The organism is Rhodococcus sp. NPDC059968 (genome assembly GCF_042738615.1).
Classification (GTDB): domain Bacteria; phylum Actinomycetota; class Actinomycetes; order Mycobacteriales; family Mycobacteriaceae; genus Rhodococcus_F.
The window spans coordinates 7551-27240 of sequence record NZ_JBHWUE010000059.1 but is presented as its reverse complement, the minus strand read 5'-3'; the positions used below and the strand labels follow the sequence as shown (position 1 = coordinate 27240).

The window sequence follows — 19690 nt, the reverse complement described above, 5'->3', positions numbered from 1 at the left end:
GCAGCGGTGGGGTGAGGCGGGCGAATCGGGACTGTGAAACATCGGTGTCGCAGGGTGGTTCGAGGTGAGCCCGCTCCCCCGATTCGGACAATTACGGTGTTCCGTCAGGGCCCGATTCATAATCGACGTTGATGGCGCAGGTCGGCACGGCGTTCGCTCGACGGCTGCACGACCGCATAACCTGTCACGGTGAGTGAATCAGGCAGCGATCCAGGCCGGTCCCCGTCGGGGCTGCGTGCAGCGCGCCCGGCGGTCGCTCCCCCACTCCGGGACGACCGGTTGAAACTGTTCGCCTTCACCACGGCGGAGAAGCGCGCGGAGTACCTGTGGGTGCTGCGGGCCTTCGACCACGCCCGCGCCAACTACGTCGTCCTGCTCCACGCCGGCGACGTCGCCCGCATTCTGGACGGCCTCGCCGGCGACGATCCGGCCGGACAACTCGGCGCCGGAGACATCACTCCCCTGCTCGAACAACTGCACGTCTGGGAAGTGCTCGAACGCAGCTACGACGGAACACGCGCCGCGACGCTGGCCGAATACCGGAACCGGCACTTCGTCTACCAATTCAGCCAGGCCGGCTACCAGGTGTTCCGAGCCGTCGAGGACGCACTCGCGGCCCGGCTCGACGACGCGTCGCTGTCCCGGCTGGCGCTGCCCGACCTCCTCGCCGACATGAACGACCTCGCCGCGGCCAACCGCGCGGCCGACGACGACCTGGTGTACCGGAAACTCAATCGTCTCGATGCGACGCTGTCGGACATGGCCGGCCGCGCCGCCCAGTTCTATCTGACCCTGGGCGATCTCGTCCGCACCACGGAGATCACGCCGGAGACGTTCATGTCCCACAAGGACGCTCTCCTCACACACATGCGCGAGTTCAGCTCCGACCTCTCGCGCTACGCGCCGAAACTCGCGGCGGCGATCGCGCTCGTGGAGGACACCGGCGTCGAGACGATGGTGGCGCGGGCCGCCACCAGCGACGAGCGGGTGTTCCTCGGCGTCGAAGAGCGCGAAGCCGATTGGCGCGCACGGTGGGCGGGATTGACGCATTGGTTCGTCGGGAGCGAGGCCGGTCTCAGCGAGTCGGAACGCCTGCGCGAGGGCACGATGAGCGCCATCGCCGCCGTCCTGTCGCTGCTGCGCCGCGTCACCGAAACCCGCAAGGGTGGCGTCAGCAGGGAGAGCCAATTGCGCCACCTCGCAGGCTGGTTCGCCGCAACTCCGACGGAGGACGCCGCACATGCGCTGTTCCAAGCCGTGTTCGACCTCGGTCGTCCGCGCCACCTGTCGATGGTGCATCCGGACGCCGACATAATTCCCGACACGCGGTCGTGGTGGGAGGCCCAGCCCGTGGAGATCTCCCGCACGCTGGCCGAGACCGGACGTCCCCCGTCCCCCGGTCTGCCGGCGCGGGTGCAGCGCAACGAGGGCAGCGTGCGCCGCCTGCGGGAGGAACAACTGACCGCACAACGACTTCGCGCCGCCGCCGCCCAGTCGCTGGCCCGGGGCGGGGTCTACGAGCGGGTCCTCGACGAGGCCGAAACCGACGTGCTGCTGAGTCTGCTCAACGCGGCACTGACGGCGCGGGTACCGGTCAGCGGCCGCGTGAAGAGCAGCACAGGATCGGAGAACGGCGTGAAGCTGACCCTCAGCCCGCACAGTGAATCGACGGTGGTGCGCACCGCCCGAGGACGTCTGCACCTCAACGGACTGCAGGTGAGCGTTCGGTGAAGGCGCGGGAGATCTCGCCGCTCGCTCTCGATTCGTATCAGCGAGCCGCCCGCGTCATCCTGTCGAATCACCTGGTGACACAGACCTATCCGGATCGCATCGCACTCCCCCTGCTCCGCCGGTGGGCAACCGAACTACGCGACGACCTGATGACGCTCTTCGGGTACCGACTCGAAGTCACGGAGAAGACCGCCCGGCTGTTCACGGTGAGCGACCGACTCGACGCCGGCACGCCGGCCAAGACGGCCACCGACCGCACGTTCGACCGGTACCGCTACGCCTACCTCGCGTTGGCGCTGGCAGCGCTCGGCCGCGCCGGAAACCAGATCACCCTTTCCGAGCTCGCCGATCACGTGGCCGCCGACGCCGCACAGGTCGACGGTGTGGACCTGTCCACGGAACGCGCGTCCGACCGGGATGCGTTCGTCGACGCCGTCGGCTGGCTCGCCGCCCGCGGCGCGATCGCCCTCGCGGACGGTGACGCAGGAGGCTGGGCCGCCAATCCCGATGCGGGAGAGGCGCTCTACGACATCGACAGGTCCGTCGTCATCGCCCTCTTCCGGCCGCCGCGCGCACTGCAGCACCTCCGGTCCATCCGCGGACTGCTCGCCGGCACGGACTCGGTGACCGAGGACTACACCTCGGAGTTCGGGACGGCCCGGCCAATCGACGTGAAGGAGACGGCGCGACGGGTCCGCCGCGCTCTCGTCGAACGGCCCGTCGTCTACGCCGCCGACCTGGACGATGACGAGCTCGTGCAACTCGCACTCCCCCGCACCGCAACCGATGTCGAGTTGCTCACCGGACTGGTCGCGGAGCGGCGTGAGGAGGGCGTCGCGATGATCGACTCCTCCGGACGTCTCTCCGACATCCGGTTCCCCGGGACGGGAACGGTCGCGCAGGTCGCGCTCCTGCTCGCCGGGGAGATCGCCGATCGCGTACTGGATCCGGATGCCCCGGAGACGGCCCGGATGCCGCTGCCGCGTGGCCGGTTCGACGACCTGATCGAACAGGTCGACAGCGCCATTCCGCAGTCCGGGATCTTCGACAGCCTCGCCGGCCACGACGGATTCGAACCCGCGGACCCCGCCCCCGCGGACCGGCTGTTCCCGGTCGTCGAGGACGAGTGGATCGCCGGCACCGTCCGGACACTGACCGAACGATTCGGGCGCACGTTCGCCGCCGGGTGGCAGGCCGACCCGGACGGTCTGGGACGCGCGGCGCTGACGCTACTCGAGCGGCTACGCCTCACCGCGGCAGTACCGGGCGGCGTGCTCGCACTCCCGGCGCTCGCCCGCTATCGGGGTGTAGTGGTCACGATCCGCGACCGCACACCCGAGATCGACCTGTTCCAGAGCTCAGCGAACGACAGCGAGGAAATCACAGCATGACGAGTGCGCGTTTCCGGCCCACCCGCGCCGGGATCATCAACCTCTGGGACTACCGCGATCAGGAGTTCTCCTTCGCCGACGGTCGCCTCGTTCTCCGCGGTCCCAACGGTTCCGGTAAGACCAAGGCCCTCGAAGTGCTGTTCCCGTTCGTCTTCGACGGCAGGATCGAACCCCGGCGGCTCAATCCGTTCGCCGGCGAGGAACGCACCATGAAGTCGAACCTCCTGTACCGCGGGCAGGAGAGCGCGTACTCGTACGTCTGGATGGAGTTCTGCCGCGGCGCGAAGGACGACCCCGAGGCCGTCACCGTGGGCATCGGCATGCGCGCCTCCCGCACCAACGACAAGGTCACACGCTGGTACTTCGTCGCCGACGGTCGCGTCGGCGTCGACTTCTCCCTGCTCGGCAGCGACGACCGTCCGCTCACGAAGAAGCAACTGGGCGAACAGATCGGCACCGACTCCATCACCGACAGGCCGCTCGACTACCGCGCCGCCATCGACGCCCGGATGTTCGGGCTCGGCGTCCAGCGCTACGACCAGCTGATCAACCTCATCCTCACGCTCCGGCGGCCCCAGCTCGCGAAGAACCTCGACCCCAAGGGACTGTCGCAGGCACTCACCGACGGTCTGCGACCGCTCGACGAGCAACTGGTCCTCGAGGCCGCCCGCTCGTTCAGCGACATGGAGGAAGTCGGCCGGGCGCTCGAGGGGCTGGCCGCGGCGGACCAGGCAGCGCAGAGCTTCGTCGGCGTGTACGCGAAATACCTTCGCCAGCAGGCGCGTACGGACGTCGATCACCTCGCGACCCGGCTCGAGGCCGTCCGATCCGGCATCGCCACTCTCCACGCCGCGGCCGGCGACCGGGCGCGCAGCCAGGAGAGCCGAGCGGCCGCCGAGGAACGCTTCACCGCCGCCGAACGCGCACTCGACCAGGCCAACGCCACCCTGGACGCGCTGAAGCGGTCGACGGCATACGAGGGACGGACGCAACTCGACGACCTCGCGCAAGCCGTCTCGACGCTCGAGAAATCGACCGAACTGCAAGCCGAGAAGGCACGCAAGGCCAAGGCGACCCTCGAACAGCGAGCCGAGGAACACGACAAGGCCGGCGACGCCGTTGCCCGCGCCGTCGAGGCACTCACCCACGCCGAAGACGAACTTCACCTCGCCGCCGAGGACGCGGGAATCACCTGGACCGCACTCCCCGAGAATGCGCGCACCGACCAGCTGACCGCTGCGCTGCGCGGACACGCCGAGGAGCGCGACGGTGACATCCGCGCGGTCCGCGCCGCACTCGCCACCGTCGAGAAGGCGGTCACCGAACGGACCCGCGCCGACGAGGCGGCACGCCGCGGCCAGGAGCAACTCGACACCGCGAAGGTGGCCGTTCTCGAAGCCGAGACCGCGGTCGAATCGGCCCGCAGCCGCTGCGCCACCGAACTCCGATCCTGGTGGACGGAACAATCGCCCCTCTACGCCGAGATCGACGCGCCCGCTTCACTGTTCGACGCCCTGGACACCACCCTCGGCCGGATCGGCGACGACGACGCCGCCACCCTGTCGGAGACGTTGACCGAACAGACCACGGACGCCGTCGACGCGCTCCGGCTGCGTCGTCAGCAGTACGACCGCGACGTCGCCGCCGCCGAGGAGGCGATCGCCGAACACGAATCGGCCCGCGCGGCCATCGAATCCGAGCACGACGACGCCCCGCCGCTCTCGGCCGCCCGGCAGGATGCCCGTTCCCGGCTGACCGGTGCACCGCTGTGGCGGCTCGTCCGCTTCGCCGACAGTGTCGACGCCACCGCGGCGGCGGGAATCGAGGCCGCACTGGAGGCCGCGAATCTCCTCGACGGCTGGGTGACCGTCGACGACGCGCTCCCCGACGTCCAATCCGAACAGTTCCTCGTGGCCCTTCCGGCCGAGGATCGGCCCACCGGCAAGTCCGTCGCGGACATTCTCGAGGTCGAGCAGGACACGGGTGTTCCCGACGATCGCGTGCGCGGGATCCTCGAATCCATCGCCCTCGAATCCCTCGACCTGTCCGAAGGTCCGGTGGGTGTCGCCGAAGACGGTGCGTACCGGCAGGGAATCCAGCGGGGACGCCGCACGAAATCGGACGCGGAGTACATCGGAACCACCGCACGGGCCCGCAGGCGCGCCGCCCGGATCACCGAACTCGACAGCACTCTCGAGGAAACCCGGGCGACCCTCGACAAAACCCGGGCGTCCGCGGATGCGGCGGAGGCGCTGCTGACGCGGACGACCGCGGCGGCGCAGGCCCTGCCCCGCACCGGATCGATCCTCACGGCGCTGAAGAAGGTCACCGAATCCGCCGGCGCGCTCCGCAGCCGCTCCGACACGGCGACAGCAGTCGGTCGCGAACTCGACCAGGCCATCGCCGACCTGTCCGCGAAGGAGAAACAGCTCCGGGCCACCGCGTCCACGCATCGGACTCCCCACGTCGCCCGCGAGATCGACTCGCTCGCCGCGGCCGTCCGGCATTTCGAGAAACAGGGCGAGATGGTGCAACGGTGCAGGCGCGAACACGCCAAAGAGGTGGAGCACACTCGCGAGTCCGAGGACCGACTGCACGAGGCGCGCGGCAACGCGGAGGAGTTCGCGGAAGAAGGTGCCATCGCCGAAGAGGTTCTCGCGCAACAGATCCAACGTCTCGAGACACTGCGCGACACGCTGGGTGCGGGGGCCGAGCAGTTGGACCGGCAGCTCGAGGAGGCGCACGCTCGGATCGAAGCGTGCAAGAAGGAGCAGCGCGACGCCCGCAAGACGGACAAGGACGCGGGTGAGGCCATCGGCAAGGCCGAGGGCGCGTACAACACCGCCGTTCAGACGCTCCGGCTGGCGCTGACGGAAACGCGCGCCGACGCCGCCCGCCTCGCGCCGTATGCCCGGCGGGACCTGCTCGAACTCCTCGGCGTGGACGGCGGCCACACCTGGCCGGCGAGCTCGGCGGCGTGGATGAGTGCCGAACAGCTGGTGTATCGCATCCAGAACGCCGAAGACGACACGCCGATCCTGCCGCCCGAAGTGGACGCACTGTTCCGCGCGCTGGACGGCGCCACCGAATCGGTGCAGGTGAGCGACTCGGCCCGCAAGGCGACGCGCACCGCGCTCACCACCGCGCTGCAGGACTTCGACGCACAGCTGGCGGCCGCCGGCCAGGACTACCGCCTGCAGTGGGACGCCCCCGACGGCGTGACCGTGGTGCAGGTGCAGGACGACGAGGGCTACTCGTCGATCGGCGAGTTCGCCGCCCGCATCGCGTCCGCTCGCTCCGATCAGGAATTGCTGCTCACCGAATCCGAGCGTCGCATCCTGGAGGACGCGCTGCTCACGGGTCTCGCACAGCAGATCCACGAACGGACCGTCGACGCCCGCGAACTCATCGCCCGGATGGGCACCGAGATGCGGGAGCGGCGGATGTCGTCCGGCAACACCATCGGCGTCCACTGGGTGCTCGCTGACAACCTCGACGACAGCGCGAAGGCGATCTCCAAACTGCTCGAGCGCGACACCTCGGCGCTGGGCCCGGACGAGCTCGCCACGATGCGCGCCCACTTCGCCCACCAGATCAGGACCGCCCGCGCCGCCCACCCGGAGCGTTCGTACCCGGAGATCCTGGCGTCCGCCCTCGACTACCGGCGGTGGCGGGTGTTCTCGTTCACCCTGATCAGCGGCAACGGCAACGAGGACCGGCTGACAGTCGCCCGGCACAGCGCACTCTCCGGGGGTGAGCAGTCCGTCTCGCTGCACCTGCCGTTGTTCGCCGCAGCGCACGTCATGCTCGATTCGGCCGACCCCCATGCGCCGCGACTGCTGGCGCTGGACGAGGCGTTCGCCGGCGTCGACGACAACGGCCGGGCCGAACTGCTCGGCCTCAGCGTGCAATTCGACCTCGACCTGTTCATGACCGGGTTCGACCTGTGGATCACGTACGGCGGCGTGCCGGGCTGTGCGCACTACGATCTGGCGCACTCGACAGCCGAGCAGAGCGTCAGCGCCACGCTCCTCGTGTGGTCGGATGGCGAACTGCTCGCCGAACATGACGGCACCGACCTGGCGCAGGCGCTCGGTTCGCCCCTGCGCCGGCGCGTCCCGACGCCCGCGGAGGGTGCCTTCGAGTTCGCCTGACCCGTGAGTACTTGTTAACCGCCCGCGGTTAACAAGTACTCACGGGCGCTGAAGGCGCACACCGAGGAGGGCGTCCACGGCGGCGGCGAATTCGCCCGGCGCGGTCGTGTCCGAGCCACCGTTGTCGAGGGCGCGACGGGCCCAGCCGTCGAGGGCGTCGAGTGCCTTCGGGGCGTCGAGATCGTCCGCGAGATGCTGGCGCAGCCGGGCGATCGTGTCGGTGGCCGACTGTGCCGAATCGAGTGCGGCGGCGTCCTTCCACAGCTTCAGCCGGGTGTGGGCGTCGGCGAGAACCTGCTCGGTCCACGGGCGGTCCTGCCGGTAGTGCCCGGACAGCAGTCCGAGGCGGATGGCGGCCGGGTCGACACCCTCGCCGCGCAGCTTCGACACGAACACGAGGTTGCCGCGGCTCTTCGACATCTTCTCGCCGTCGAGACCGATCATGCCGGTGTGCACGTAGTGGCGGGCGAAGCGACGGTCGCCCGTGGCCGACTCGGCGTGCGCTGCGGAGTACTCGTGGTGCGGGAAGATCAGGTCGCTGCCGCCGCCCTGCACGTCGAAACCCGATCCGATGCGGTTGAGGGCGATGGCCGAACACTCGATGTGCCAGCCGGGGCGCCCGGGGCCGAACGGCGACGGCCAGGACGGCTCGCCCGGCCGGACCGCACGCCACACCAGGGCGTCGAGGGGATCCTCCTTGCCGGGGCGGTCGGGGTCGCCGCCGCGCTCGGCGAAGAACTTGTCCATCGTCTCGCGGTCGTAGCCGGACTCGTACCCGAACTGCTCCGTCGCTTTGGCACGGAAGTACACGTCGGGGAATTCGGGATCGTCGACGACGTACGCGGCGCCGGACGCGACGAACTTCTCGACCATCTCGATCACCTCGCCGATCGACTCCACCGCGCCGATGTAGTCGCGCGGGGGCAGCACCCGGAGGGCTTCCATATCTTCGCGGAACAGCGCTGTCTCGCGCATGCCGAGGACGACCCAGTCCTCACCGTCGCGGTTGGCGCGCTCGAACAGCGGGTCGTCGACGTCGGTGACGTTCTGGACGTAGTGCACGTCGTGCCCGGCGTCACGCCAGATCCGGTTCACCAGATCGAACGTCAGGTATGTGGCCGCGTGACCGAGGTGGGTGGCGTCATAGGGGGTGATACCGCACACGTACATCGTGGCCGTGCGCCCGGGAGTGACGGGGCGAACCTGCCGGTCAGCGGTGTCGAACAACCGCAGCGGAGGCCCCTGGCCTGGAACGGACGGGACAGCGGTTTCGGACCAAGACTGCATGACAGCGAGCCTAGTGGACCCGTGTTTCCGCCTCGGAGGGAGCCGCCGCCCACAGGGCCCCGAACGGGTCCGTCAGAACGCGGGCCACGGGATGGGCCGGTGACCGTTCGGCCGGGGCATCACGGGCGCCGCGAGGAGATCCACGGCACGCTCGTACAGCGCGGCGACCTCGCCGGACGTGATGTGCTCACCGAGCCGCGCACCGAAGTCACCCTCGAGCGAGGAGATCAGTTCGGCGATGTCGACGACGAGGGCGCCCGGCACCTCCGTACCGGCCCACCCCCACAACACGGTCCGCAGCTTGTTCTCCGTGTGCAGGCAAATGCCGTGGTCGACGCCGTAGACGGAACCGTCGAGCCCCTCGAGCGCGTGGCCACCCTTGCGGTCGGCGTTGTTGATCAGCACGTCGAGGACCGCCATCCGCTGCAGCCGCGGGTCGTCTGCATGGATGAGCGCGACCGGTTCGCCGTCCATGTCGGTGGCGCGCAAAATCTCGAACCACCCCTCGGGGACGGCGTCGGGGGCGCAGAGGTCGACCAGGTCGAGACCGCCGGTGTCGTCGGCGTGCCGGTCGGGGGTGTCGACCCACCGCTGCACCATCCCCGGGCCGAACGGACCGTCCCGCAGGAGAGTGCGGGGAATCACACCCCACCCGAGCTGCTCGGACACGAGATACGACGCGTATTCACGCCCGGCGAGTGTGCCGTCCGGGAAGTCCCACAACGGACGCTCCCCGCGGACCGGCTTGTACACGCAGCGGACGGTGTTCTCACCGTCGACCGCGTCGCACACCAAGGTGGCGTTACTGGCGTGGGTGATCTGGCCGATGAGGGTCAGCTCGCCGGACTCCAGAGGATCGGACTCCTCGGCAGGCAACAACCGTCAGTCCTCCTCGTCCATCTCCGGGGTGAGGCCGAAGCTCTGGCCGCGGCGGTACCCGTTGGTCCGGATGCAGATGTGTCCCTCCGGGGCCAGCGGCTCACCGCACAGCGGGCACGGCGCGCGACCGGCGGCGATGACCCGTTCGGACCGCAACGAGAAGTCCCGCGCCTGCAACGGGGTGAGGAAGACGCGCACGGCGTCCGGTCCGTCCTCGGAGTCGTCGAGAACGACGGACTCGTCGAACTCCGTCTCGCTGACGGCGAGCAGTTCCACCACGACGGCTCCGGCGTCCGCGTCCCAGCCCAGGCCCATCGTGCCGACCCGGAACTCGGCGTCGATCGGGGTGACGAGGGGGCTCGCGTCGCCGAGTTCGGCCCCCTCCGGGGGAACCTCCGTCCCGAACCGGCGGTGCACTTCCTCGAGGAGGAGTCCCATCCGGTCGGCCAGAACCTGAACCTGCTGTTTCTCCAGCAGGACGCTGATCACTCGCGCCTCGTGTACTGCCTGGAGATAGAACGACCTGTCGCCGGGCTCACCCACCGTCCCGGCAATGAATCGGTCAGGAGTGCGGAATACGTGAATTGCGCGTGACATTGCACCTCCTTCAGCTGGAGCCGGGCCCTACTGCGGCGCTGCCCACTCGTTGTTCCGTCTCGGACTGTTCCTCGCAGCATGTTGCGTTCATTATCCGTCAATCGTCACCGGCGGGGTCCGCCTAATCGACACCGGCGGGGTCCGCCTAATCGTCACAGGCGGACCTCCCCGCCGGGCACCGATCCGGATACTTCGGCCCGGGCGCCGTCACCGGACACCGGTGGCGTGTTCACTCCCGATAGGTCGGCTCCGGTGTCGTTCATCTTCAGCACGTACGGACGGGTGGAGGTGTACCGGACGACACTGATCGAGGCCGGCTCCGCGACGATTCTCTGGAATCCGTCGAGGTGCGCGCCGAGGGCGTCCGCGAGGACCGACTTGATGACGTCACCGTGCGAGCACGCCACCCACACGACGTCCCGGCCGTGCAGTTCCGCGAGTCGCGCGTCGTGCTCCCGGACCGCGGCGACGGCCCGGGCCTGGACCTGCGCCAGACCTTCCCCTCCCGGGAACACCGCGGCGGACGCGTGCTGCTGCACGACCTTCCACAGCGGTTCCTCGAGCAGGACCTTCAGCTCACGACCCGTCCACTCGCCGTAGTCGACCTCGACCAGCCGATGTTCCACCACCGGGGTCAGGCCCCGTGCGCGGGCGAGCGGTTCCACGGTCTGCTCGCACCGCACGAGCGGCGAATGCACGATCTCCTCGATCACCACGTCCGCGAGCCGGGACACGATGGCCTGCGCCTGCTCGCGGCCGCGGTCGTCGAGTTCGACTCCCGGTGACCGGCCGGCAAGCGTGTGTGCAGTGTTCGAGGTCGACCGCCCGTGGCGCAGCAGCACAACTGTCATTGGCCCAGCCTAGTGTCGTGCACTCCCCGGCCGCCCGATCTCAGGTGGCCGACACGACGCCGGTCGCGAGAAGCGACAGGACGACCACGCCGAGGATGATGCGGTAGCCGACGAACCAGTACATCGAGTGGTCGACGACGAAACGCAGCAGCCATGCGATCGACGCGTAGCCGATGGCGAACGCGATCACGGTCGCGACGAGGAGTTGCGGGCCGCTCGCGTTGAGACCCTCACCGGCCGGTTCGAACGCGTCCGGCAGGCTGAACAGCCCGGACGCGACGACCGCGGGGATGGCGAGCAGGAAGGAGTAACGCGCCGCGGCTTCGCGGGTGAGTCCGAGGAAAAGGCCGGCGCTGATCGTGCCGCCCGACCGCGAGACGCCCGGGATCAGGGCGAGCGCCTGGGCCGAACCCATGATGATGCCGTCCTTGGCGCGCAGGTCCTCGACGGGACGCACCTTCCGCCCGTAGTACTCGGCCGCCGCGATGACGAATGCGAACACGATCAGCATGGTGGCGATCAGCCACAGGTTGCGGGCACCGGTGCGGATCTGGTCCTTGAACAGGAAGCCGAGCACACCGACCGGGATCGTGCCGATGATCACATACCAGCCCATCCGGTAATCGAGGTCACCGCGATGCTCGGGATGGAACAGTCCCCGGAACCACGCGGCGATGATCCGCCCGATGTCGCGGGCGAAGTAGATCAGCACCGCAGCTTCCGTGCCGAGCTGGGTGACGGCGGTGAAGGATGCACCGGCGTCGTCACCGAAGAAGACCTCCGACACGATCCGGAGATGGCCGGACGAGGAGATCGGCAGGAACTCGGTCAATCCCTGGACCGCACCGAGGACAATCGCCTGGAGCCAGGACATCGCCTCGCCCATCACTCACCGGTCCCGAGGTCGAATGTGCCGCTCTGACGCCAATTTCCCATGTCGCGTTCGTAATTCACCGGCGCCACGGTACCGGGGAGGGCGACCTCCGGCAGAATCCGGCGTGGCAGGACCCCCGCCGTGCGATACCCCACTACTCTGCACCTGTGGTGGCCGGTCCCGGGGGGCACCAGCATCTTCGGGGGCGAAGCCCGGGTTGCAGCTACGGTACGAGACGCAGGCGGTTATGGAACAGAGATCGGTCGGAGCAAGCGGGTTACGAGTGTCACGACTCGGCCTGGGCACGCTCACCTGGGGTCGGGACACGGACGGCGACGAGGCCGCGGCGCAGATCGCGGCGTTCGTCGATGCGGGCGGAACGCTCGTCGACACGTCGCCCGCGTACGGCGACGGTGTGGCGCAGCGGATCCTGGCGGAACTGCTCGACGACGTGGTGCCGCGAACGGAACTCGTCCTGAGCTCGAGTTCCGGGATCAACCCGTCGGGTCCGTCGCGGATCGACTGCTCGCGACGGGGTCTCGTCGCCCAGCTCGACGCCACCCTGCGCGAACTCGGCACCGACTACCTGGACATGTGGCAGGTCGCCACCTGGGATCCGTTCACGCCGGTCGACGAGGTCGCCGCCACACTCGATTTCGCGGTGGCGACCGGCCGGGTCCGGTATGTCGGGGCTCGGGGTTACCTCGGGTGGCAGCTGGCCACCGCGGCAGGCGCGTCGCGGGGCACCACGCTCGTCGCCACCCAGGTGGAGTACTCGCTGCTCGCCCGCGGCGTCGAGGAAGAACTCGTTCCGGCCGCGGCGCATCACGGCATCGGTGTGTTCGCGGCGGTGCCGCTCGCCCGCGGGGTCCTGACCGGCAAATACCGTAACGGCATCCCCGTCGATTCACGTGGTGCCGACGACGCGCACGCGCAGGACGTCCAGAGTTACCTCACCGACTCCTCCGTCCGAGTGGTCGACGCGGTCGTGACCGCGGCCGACGGCCTCGGCACGTCCCCGCTGGCCGTCGCGCTCGCGTGGGCGCGCGACCGTCCGGGTGTCGCGAGCGCGGTCGTGGGGGCCAGGGACATCGCACAGCTGACCGGTGTGCTCGTCGCCGAGGAACTGGAGTTGCCTGCCGCGATCGCGGCGGCGCTGGACGACGTCAGCGCCTAGCGTGTGCAGCAGCCGACGGACGTGCACCTGCAGTTCACGTGCAGGGCAGGCTAACCTGGTGCCCACCGGCCGACGCCCGTAGATCTGCAGGAGAGTCCATGACCACGCTGAACGAGGCCGACGCGGCCGATCGCCGAACCGTCGGCTTCGCCGAGCGCATCAAGGCCGGGACGAACGCCGCACACCGGGAGACCGAACAGTCCCGTTTCGTCGGGGCCCTCCTCGCCGGTGAACTCACCTCGGACGGCTACGCCGAACTGCTCGCGCAGACGTATCTCGTCTACCGCGAACTCGAGGACGCCGGGCGCACCCACACCGGCAACCCCGTCGCCTCGCCGTTTCTCCACGACGAACTGCTGCGGGTTCCGTCGCTGGAAGCGGATCTCAAGTTCCTGCGCGGGCCGTCGTGGCGCGAGACGGTGTCCGCGCTGCCCGCCACCACCCGCTACGTGGAGCGGCTTCGCGAGGTGGCGTACGAGTGGCCCGCCGGTTTCGTTGCGCACCACTACATCCGGTACATGGGAGACCTGTCGGGTGGGCAGATCATCCGGCGCATGCTCGAGCGCGCCTACGGGTACACCACCGACGGCCTGCAGTTCTACATCTTCGACGAGATCCCGAAACCGAAGGTGTTCAAAAACACCTACCGCGCGAAACTCGACGCCGCGCCCCTGTCTCCGGAGGACCAGCAACGGGTGATCGACGAGGTCAACCTCGCCTACCGTCTCAACGGCGACCTGTTCGCCGCCCTCGAAGCGGACATCGACCGGTACCTCGCACGATGAGATCGGTGTTCCGGACCCGCACGGACAGGTCGCCGTTCGCCGTCCTCGTCCTGCTTCTCGTGTCCGCGGTGGGGGTGTCGGCGTGCACTTCCGGCGCCGGTGACAGCGCCGGCGGCACCGGCGGTGCGCGCACGGCGGTCCTCGACGACCTGGATCCCGAACCTCTCGCGTCCCCCGCCACGCCGATGCTGCCCGTCACGGTCCGCGGTTTCGACGGGGCGGACGTGACGATCACGGACGCGAGCCGGATCGTGACCGCGGACCGCTACGGAACGCTCACCGAGACGGTCTTCGCGCTCGGACTCGGCGACAACGTGGTGGGCCGGGACATCGCCTCCGAGTTCCCGGCCGCACAGGACGTGCCGGTGGTGACACCGGGCGGGCAGTCCCTCAACGCCGAGGCCATCCTCGACCTGGCGCCGACGGTGATCCTCACCGACACCAGCATCGGACCGCAGGCCGTGCAGGATCAGCTGCGGGCAGCCGGTATTCCGGTCGTCTATTTCGATCCGACGCGGACCCTCGAGGGCGTGCCCGCTCAGATCACGGCGGTGGCGAACGCGCTCGGCGTGCCCGAGCAGGGCCGCGAACTCGCGGCCCGCACCGAGACCGAGATCGCGGCCGCCCGGAGTCGCGCCCCCCAGGGCGACGATCCCCTGAAGATCGCATTCCTCTATCTGCGTGGCACCGCGATCACCATGATCGGCGGCCCGGGCTCGGGTGCCGACTCGCTGATCGACGCGCTCGGCGCCGTCGACGCCGGCACCGCATCGGGCATCACGCAGCAGTTCGCGCCGATCACCAGTGAGGCTCTCATCGCCGCCGCTCCCGACGTCCTCCTGATGATGACGGGCGGGCTCGAATCGATCGGCGGCATCGAGGGACTGGAGAAGATCCCCGGGGTTGCGCAGACTCCGGCGGGCAAGAACCAGCGCGTCGTCGACATGCAGGACGGGGTGCTGCTCAGCTTCGGCCCGAACACGGGCCGTGTTCTCGGCGCGTTGGCCGACGCCGTCTACCCGACCGACAATCCATGACCGTCGAGGACCTCCACGCTCCGGGTAAGCCTTCCTCACGCACTCGAACCGGTGCCGTCCTCGGCGGTCTGCTGATCGCCCTTGCCGTCGCCGCCGTCTTCTCGGCCTGCATCGGACAGGTGCCGACCGGACCCGGAGAGGTTCTCGGCAGCATCCTGCACCGCATCGGACTGGATCTCGGACCGATGCCTGCGCACCCCAGCGGCGAGGTGACGCTCTGGGAGGTCCGGTTCCCGCGCGTGGTCCTCGCCATCCTGGTCGGGGCGGCGCTCGGATGCGCGGGTGCGCTGCTGCAGGGTGTGTTCGCGAACCCGCTCGCCGAACCCGGTGTCATCGGGGTGTCCGCCGGCGCCGCGGTCGGCGCCAGCGCCGCCATCGTGGTCGGCGGCGCGTTCGCGGCCGGGTGGACGGTGGCCGCGGCCGCATTCGTCGCCGGACTGATCACCACCGTCGCCGTCTACGTCCTCGCCCGGCACGAGGGCCGCACCGAGGTCGTCACCCTCGTCCTCACCGGTGTCGCGGTCAACGCGTTCGCCGGCGGCCTCATCGCCTTCTTCACGTTCATCGCATCCCCGGCCGCCCGCGATCAGATCGTCTTCTGGCAACTGGGCAGCCTCAACGGGGCCACCTGGAACGCCGTCGCGGTGGTGGCACCGATGACCGTCGCCGGGATCGCCGCCACGATGATGATCGCCGGGAAACTCGACCTGCTGTCCCTCGGCGAGAGCGCGGCCCGGCACCTCGGCCTCGACGTCGAGCGGCTGCGTCAGCTCGCCGTGCTGATCGTCGCCCTGCTCGTCTCGTCCAGCGTCGCCTTCACCGGCATCATCCTGTTCGTCGGACTGGTCGTCCCGCACCTGATGCGCATCGCCGTCGGGCCCGGCCACCGGGCCCTGATTCCGGCGAGCGCGCTGTGCGGCTCGCTCGTGCTGCTGCTCGCCGACCTCGGCGCCCGGTCACTCGTGGCGAACGCGGACCTCCCGCTCGGCATGCTGACAGCCCTTGTCGGCGGGCCGTTCTTCTTCTGGTTGCTGCGCCGCACCCGGGCCAGTCAGGGCGGGTGGGCATGAGTCCGTCATTCCACCCGCTCCGCACCCGAGTCGGCGAGGCCATCGAGCAGAGCCTGTTCCGACGGACCGACCCGGTGCCCCCTCCGCGCCCCTCGGGGGCCGTGACGCTGCGGGCGGACGGCATCGCGGTCACCCGCGGGGGCAGGCCGGTGCTCGACGACGTGTCCGTGGACGTGCGGATCGGCGAGGTCCTCGTCCTCGTCGGCCCCAACGGGGCAGGCAAGTCGACCCTCCTCGCGGCGCTGTCGGGCGATCAGTACGTGCACGCGGGCACCGTGCACCTCGACGACCGGGATCTCGGCGAGTGGACGGCGCTCGAGATGGCCCAGCGCCGGGCGGTCCTCCCCCAGCAGAACACGGTCGGATTCTCGTTCACCGCGCGTCAGGTGATCACGATGGGCCGCTCACCGTGGGCACGCACGCCCCGCTCCGACGACGACGCCGCCGCGATCGCCGAGGCCATGCGGATCTGCGACGTCGTGGCGTTCGCCGACCGGCCGTTCACCGCGCTGTCGGGTGGCGAACGTGCGCGGGCGGCTCTGGCGCGGGTGCTGGCGCAGCGCACCGAGACGATCCTGCTCGACGAGCCCACCGCCGCCCTCGACCTCGGCCACCAGGAGACCGTGATGCGTCTCGCCCGCTCCCGCGCGGAGCAGGGCACCGCGGTGGTGGTCGTCCTCCACGACCTCGCGCTCGCCGCCGCGTACGCGGACCGGATCGTGGTCCTCGAGCAGGGCCGCGTCGCCGCCGACGGCCCTCCCGCCGACGTCCTGTCCGAGGACTTGCTGACCCGGGTGTACGGGCACCCCGTCGAGGTCATCGCGCACCCGGTGACCGGTGCGACCCTCGTCCTCCCCCGCCGCGATCACCGCTAGACCGCGGGGTCACAGTCCGTCGATGACAGCCCCGAGACGGCTGAGGACCGCCCGCACGGTGATCCCGTCCTCCGGCGGCCCCGCCACCTGGGAATCGGGATCGGACACGGCATCTCTCACGACGGCGACGATGCTGCGTTCATCGGTCAGGTCGATCTCCCGGACCGAGCGCCGCGCCGACGCCACGATGTCTTCCGGAGCCGGAACCTCGGTTTCGACGTCGGCGCGGTAGACCTCGACGTGCATCGTGCTCTTGCGCACCCGGAATGCGTAGGAGTTACCTTCTGCGGTCCGGCCGAAGCCGTGTGCGTGCGGTCCGACCGAGATGTCTTCGACGGTGAACGTCGGTGTTTCGGGAATTTCCACGGTCTTCTCCTCGATGACCTGGGCCGGCGGTCGGGAAACCGCCGGGCGCGGGGTCGATGTTTCTCACGGTATCGCCTCGGCACCCGCTCGGCACCGACCGCTTTCGTGGGCGTTTCGCGGATCAGGGATGCTTGTGGGTAGTTGTGCAGGTGTAGGTCGATGAGAGAACCCCGAGGAGCAGCACATGGGTAGACCGGGAGCGCGCGTCGTCGCCTCGTGTATCGGAGCGGCATTTCTACTGGTCACGGGCTGTTCGTCGAACTCCGACGAGGATCAGGCGATCACGATCGCGCCCGCGAGTGCCGCGCAGTCCCCGGGCCAGACCACCTCACCCGCCGGTGTCGTCCACCCCGTCGGCCTGCCGATCGAGTCCACCACATTCGACCCCGAGACCCGCACAACCGTGGTCCTGGGAGGCGAAGGCAACCAGATCCTGCTGTTCCCGGCCGGGGATTTCACGGCGGCTCCGCGGGTGATTCCGCTGGACGACACCGTCGCCCAGGTCTCCCTCGCCCCCGGTGGTGTAGCGCTCCTCGCCATGAACACGCAGGTAGGACGGCTCGACCTGCGAACGGGCGAGGTGACGTTCGTACCGGCCGACGGCGACGTCCGTTCGGTGGCCCAACTGCCCGACGGGCGGCTGGCGATGGGCCTGGGCAATGGCGAGATTCACATCGTGAACACCGCGACGAACGAGTCACAGGTGATCGGCGGCCTCACGTCCGTCGACGGGCTTGCCGTCGTCGGCGACTCGCTCACCGCTCTCGACCGTGGTCAGACGTCCGTCACCGCCATCGACGTCCCCGGTGCCGCGCTCGGCGTCGCGCTGCGCGCCGGTGAAGGCGCGACGCAGCTCACGACCGATCACTACGGACGAATCCTCGTCACCGACACCACCGGCGACGAACTGCTCGCCTACACCACCGACACCCTGATGCTCCGCCAGCGGTTCCCCGCCGGGCTCGCGCCGTACGCCGTCGCCTACGACGACACCGCCGACCGGGCGTGGGTCACGCTGACCGAGACCAACGAAGTGGTCGGATTCGACCTGTCGAGCGGTGTCGGCGTGGAAACGGCACGGTATCCCACCGTCCGGCAGCCGAACTCTGTCACTGTGGATACCGTGAACGGTGACCTCCTGATCGGTTCCGCGACGGGAGACGGCCTGCAGCAGATCCCGACGAGGAGTTCGTAGATGGCATCGCATTCACGTCGACTCCCCTCCGGGTGGGAGATCGAATCCGAGGACTTCGAGTACGTGCCGCTCCGGCTGCCACCCGACGTCACCCGCATCAGCGCTTCGATGAGGTTGGCCATCCAGGCGGAGTTCGGTGGCTGGGAGCTGTCCCGAGTCCGCCTGTACTCCGACGGAAGCCGCCGTGTGCTGCTCAAACGAAGGAAAACCGCTCACCATGTCCCCGACCCCGCAATCTAGGGAGACCTCCTTGTACCACCTGCTCTTACGGGTGATGTTCCGCGTTCCGCCGGAGCGGATTCATCATCTGGCCTTCGCTGCGATGCGCCTGGTCACGCGGTTCTCGCCGCTGCGTCAGCTCGTCGGCAAGGTTCTCGTCGTGGACGATCCGGTACTGCAGAACACCGTGTTCGGACTCGACTTCCCGGCGCCGCTCGGACTGGCCGCCGGGTTCGACAAGGATGCGACCGGCGTCGACACGTGGGGTCCCCTCGGCTTCGGGTTCGCCGAGGTGGGCACCGTCACCGCCCAGGCGCAGCCCGGCAACCCGGCTCCCCGCCTGTTCCGGCTGCCCGCGGACCGCGCCCTGATCAACCGAATGGGTTTCAACAATCACGGCGCAGGCAATGCCGCCAATCATCTCCGTCAGCGCCGGGCCGGTGTCCCGATCGGCGCGAACATCGGCAAGACCAAGATCGTCGACGCCGCGGACGCCCCTGCCGATTACACCGCGAGCGCGCAACTGCTCGGCCCGCTGGCCGACTTCATGGTCGTCAACGTCAGCTCACCGAACACCCCGGGACTGCGGGACCTGCAGGCCGTCGAATCTCTCCGGCCTCTCCTGCGTGCCGTTCTCGACTGCGTGACCGTCCCGGTTCTGGTGAAGATCGCCCCCGACCTGTCCGACGACGACGTCGACGCGGTCGCGGATCTGGCGCTCGAACTCGGCCTGGCCGGCATCGTCGCGACCAACACGACCATCCGCCGAGACGGGCTGAACACCCCGGACGTCGAGGTGACCGCGATCGGAGCCGGCGGGTTGTCGGGACCTCCGGTCGCCGAACGATCCCTTGAGGTTCTCCGTCGCCTGCACGCGCGGGTGGGCGATCGCCTGGTGCTGATCTCCGTCGGCGGTATCGAGACGGTCGACCAGGCATGGGAACGGATCCTGGCCGGGGCGTCCCTCGTGCAGGGGTACACCGGATTCATCTACGGCGGGCCGTTCTGGGCTCGCCGCATCCACAAGGGGCTGGCCCGGAAGGTGCGCGAGGCCGGCTACTCCTCCGTCGCCGATGCGGTCGGCGCCGGCGCCGTGCGCTGACACGGACCGCACACAGACCGGTGGCCGGCGAATCCCGAGGATTCGGCCGCCCCCCCGGGGTTGCCGACGTTAAGACGGACAGCGCGGTACGCCCCACGAT

The 19690-nt window shown here is 69.4% G+C and carries 18 protein-coding genes; 11 read left to right on the top strand and 7 right to left on the bottom strand.

Annotated features, from left to right (window positions below):
- Positions 1-279: 279 nt before the first annotated feature.
- From ACFWAY_RS35165 to ACFWAY_RS35155, 3 genes are read left to right on the top strand one after another with little or no spacing between them, the layout of a single operon-like run.
- Complete coding sequence (locus ACFWAY_RS35165; protein ID WP_378513797.1) at positions 280-1731, top strand: TIGR02677 family protein; 1452 nt, start codon at positions 280-282, stop codon at positions 1729-1731.
- Positions 1728-3122 carry a TIGR02678 family protein gene (locus ACFWAY_RS35160; protein ID WP_378513784.1) on the top strand — a complete coding sequence of 465 codons (1395 nt, stop codon included), beginning with the start codon at positions 1728-1730 and terminating at the stop codon, positions 3120-3122. The genes ACFWAY_RS35165 and ACFWAY_RS35160 overlap by 4 nt, the downstream gene beginning before the upstream one ends.
- Positions 3119-7276: a TIGR02680 family protein gene (locus tag ACFWAY_RS35155; RefSeq protein WP_378513783.1), complete on the top strand. Its 4158-nt coding sequence runs from the start codon at positions 3119-3121 to the stop codon at positions 7274-7276. The genes ACFWAY_RS35160 and ACFWAY_RS35155 overlap by 4 nt, the downstream gene beginning before the upstream one ends.
- Positions 7277-7315: 39 nt before the next feature.
- Here ACFWAY_RS35155 and mshC read toward each other — a convergent pair whose 3' ends face one another.
- The 6 genes from mshC to ACFWAY_RS35125 all read right to left on the bottom strand — a co-directional run bounded on the left by mshC (position 7316) and on the right by ACFWAY_RS35125 (position 11919).
- The gene (gene mshC / locus ACFWAY_RS35150; protein WP_378513782.1) at positions 7316-8563 is read right to left on the bottom strand and encodes a cysteine--1-D-myo-inosityl 2-amino-2-deoxy-alpha-D-glucopyranoside ligase; all 1248 of its coding nucleotides are present in this window, start codon (positions 8561-8563) and stop codon (positions 7316-7318) included.
- 72 nt (positions 8564-8635) lie between these two features.
- On the bottom strand, positions 8636-9439 hold the full coding sequence (locus ACFWAY_RS35145; RefSeq protein WP_378454758.1) for an SCO1664 family protein: 804 nt from the start codon (positions 9437-9439) through the stop codon (positions 8636-8638).
- A gap of 6 nt (positions 9440-9445) precedes the next feature.
- The gene (locus ACFWAY_RS35140) at positions 9446-10039 is read right to left on the bottom strand and encodes a DUF3090 domain-containing protein (RefSeq protein WP_378454707.1); all 594 of its coding nucleotides are present in this window, start codon (positions 10037-10039) and stop codon (positions 9446-9448) included.
- Between the two features lie 152 nt (positions 10040-10191).
- Complete coding sequence (locus ACFWAY_RS35135) at positions 10192-10890, bottom strand: histidine phosphatase family protein (protein ID WP_378454708.1); 699 nt, start codon at positions 10888-10890, stop codon at positions 10192-10194.
- 40 nt (positions 10891-10930) lie between these two features.
- The gene (locus ACFWAY_RS35130) at positions 10931-11776 is read right to left on the bottom strand and encodes an undecaprenyl-diphosphate phosphatase (protein ID WP_378454709.1); all 846 of its coding nucleotides are present in this window, start codon (positions 11774-11776) and stop codon (positions 10931-10933) included.
- Positions 11776-11919 carry a hypothetical protein gene (locus ACFWAY_RS35125; RefSeq protein ID WP_378513781.1) on the bottom strand — a complete coding sequence of 48 codons (144 nt, stop codon included), beginning with the start codon at positions 11917-11919 and terminating at the stop codon, positions 11776-11778. The genes ACFWAY_RS35130 and ACFWAY_RS35125 overlap by 1 nt, the downstream gene beginning before the upstream one ends.
- A gap of 92 nt (positions 11920-12011) precedes the next feature.
- Between ACFWAY_RS35125 and ACFWAY_RS35120 the strand changes: the two genes are divergently transcribed.
- From ACFWAY_RS35120 to ACFWAY_RS35100, 5 genes are all read left to right on the top strand, one after another.
- Positions 12012-12941 (top strand): aldo/keto reductase, encoded by a 930-nt coding sequence (locus ACFWAY_RS35120; protein ID WP_378454710.1) that lies wholly within the window; start codon positions 12012-12014, stop codon positions 12939-12941.
- A gap of 98 nt (positions 12942-13039) precedes the next feature.
- Positions 13040-13726, top strand: coding sequence for a heme oxygenase (biliverdin-producing) (locus ACFWAY_RS35115; protein WP_378513780.1), 687 nt, complete (start codon positions 13040-13042; stop codon positions 13724-13726).
- Positions 13723-14763, top strand: a complete 1041-nt coding sequence (locus ACFWAY_RS35110) for a hemin ABC transporter substrate-binding protein (protein WP_378513779.1) — start codon at positions 13723-13725, stop codon at positions 14761-14763. The genes ACFWAY_RS35115 and ACFWAY_RS35110 overlap by 4 nt, the downstream gene beginning before the upstream one ends.
- On the top strand, positions 14760-15833 hold the full coding sequence (locus ACFWAY_RS35105; RefSeq protein ID WP_378454713.1) for a FecCD family ABC transporter permease: 1074 nt from the start codon (positions 14760-14762) through the stop codon (positions 15831-15833). Before ACFWAY_RS35110 ends, ACFWAY_RS35105 begins: the two co-directional genes overlap by 4 nt.
- Complete coding sequence (locus ACFWAY_RS35100) at positions 15830-16708, top strand: heme ABC transporter ATP-binding protein (protein WP_378454714.1); 879 nt, start codon at positions 15830-15832, stop codon at positions 16706-16708. Before ACFWAY_RS35105 ends, ACFWAY_RS35100 begins: the two co-directional genes overlap by 4 nt.
- A 9-nt stretch (positions 16709-16717) precedes the next feature.
- Here ACFWAY_RS35100 and ACFWAY_RS35095 read toward each other — a convergent pair whose 3' ends face one another.
- Complete coding sequence (locus ACFWAY_RS35095) at positions 16718-17074, bottom strand: hypothetical protein (protein WP_378454715.1); 357 nt, start codon at positions 17072-17074, stop codon at positions 16718-16720.
- 184 nt (positions 17075-17258) lie between these two features.
- On the opposite strand from ACFWAY_RS35095, the gene ACFWAY_RS35090 reads away from it, so the two are divergent.
- Genes ACFWAY_RS35090 through ACFWAY_RS35080 form a run of 3 tightly spaced genes read left to right on the top strand, consistent with a single transcriptional unit; the run spans position 17259 to position 19590 of the window.
- Positions 17259-18269, top strand: a complete 1011-nt coding sequence (locus ACFWAY_RS35090) for a hypothetical protein (RefSeq protein ID WP_378454716.1) — start codon at positions 17259-17261, stop codon at positions 18267-18269.
- On the top strand, positions 18270-18509 hold the full coding sequence (locus ACFWAY_RS35085) for a DUF5703 family protein (protein WP_005243088.1): 240 nt from the start codon (positions 18270-18272) through the stop codon (positions 18507-18509).
- A 10-nt stretch (positions 18510-18519) separates the two neighbouring features.
- A complete protein-coding gene (locus tag ACFWAY_RS35080; RefSeq protein WP_378454717.1) occupies positions 18520-19590 on the top strand; it encodes a quinone-dependent dihydroorotate dehydrogenase in 1071 nt (356 codons plus the stop codon).
- Positions 19591-19690 lie beyond the last annotated feature (100 nt).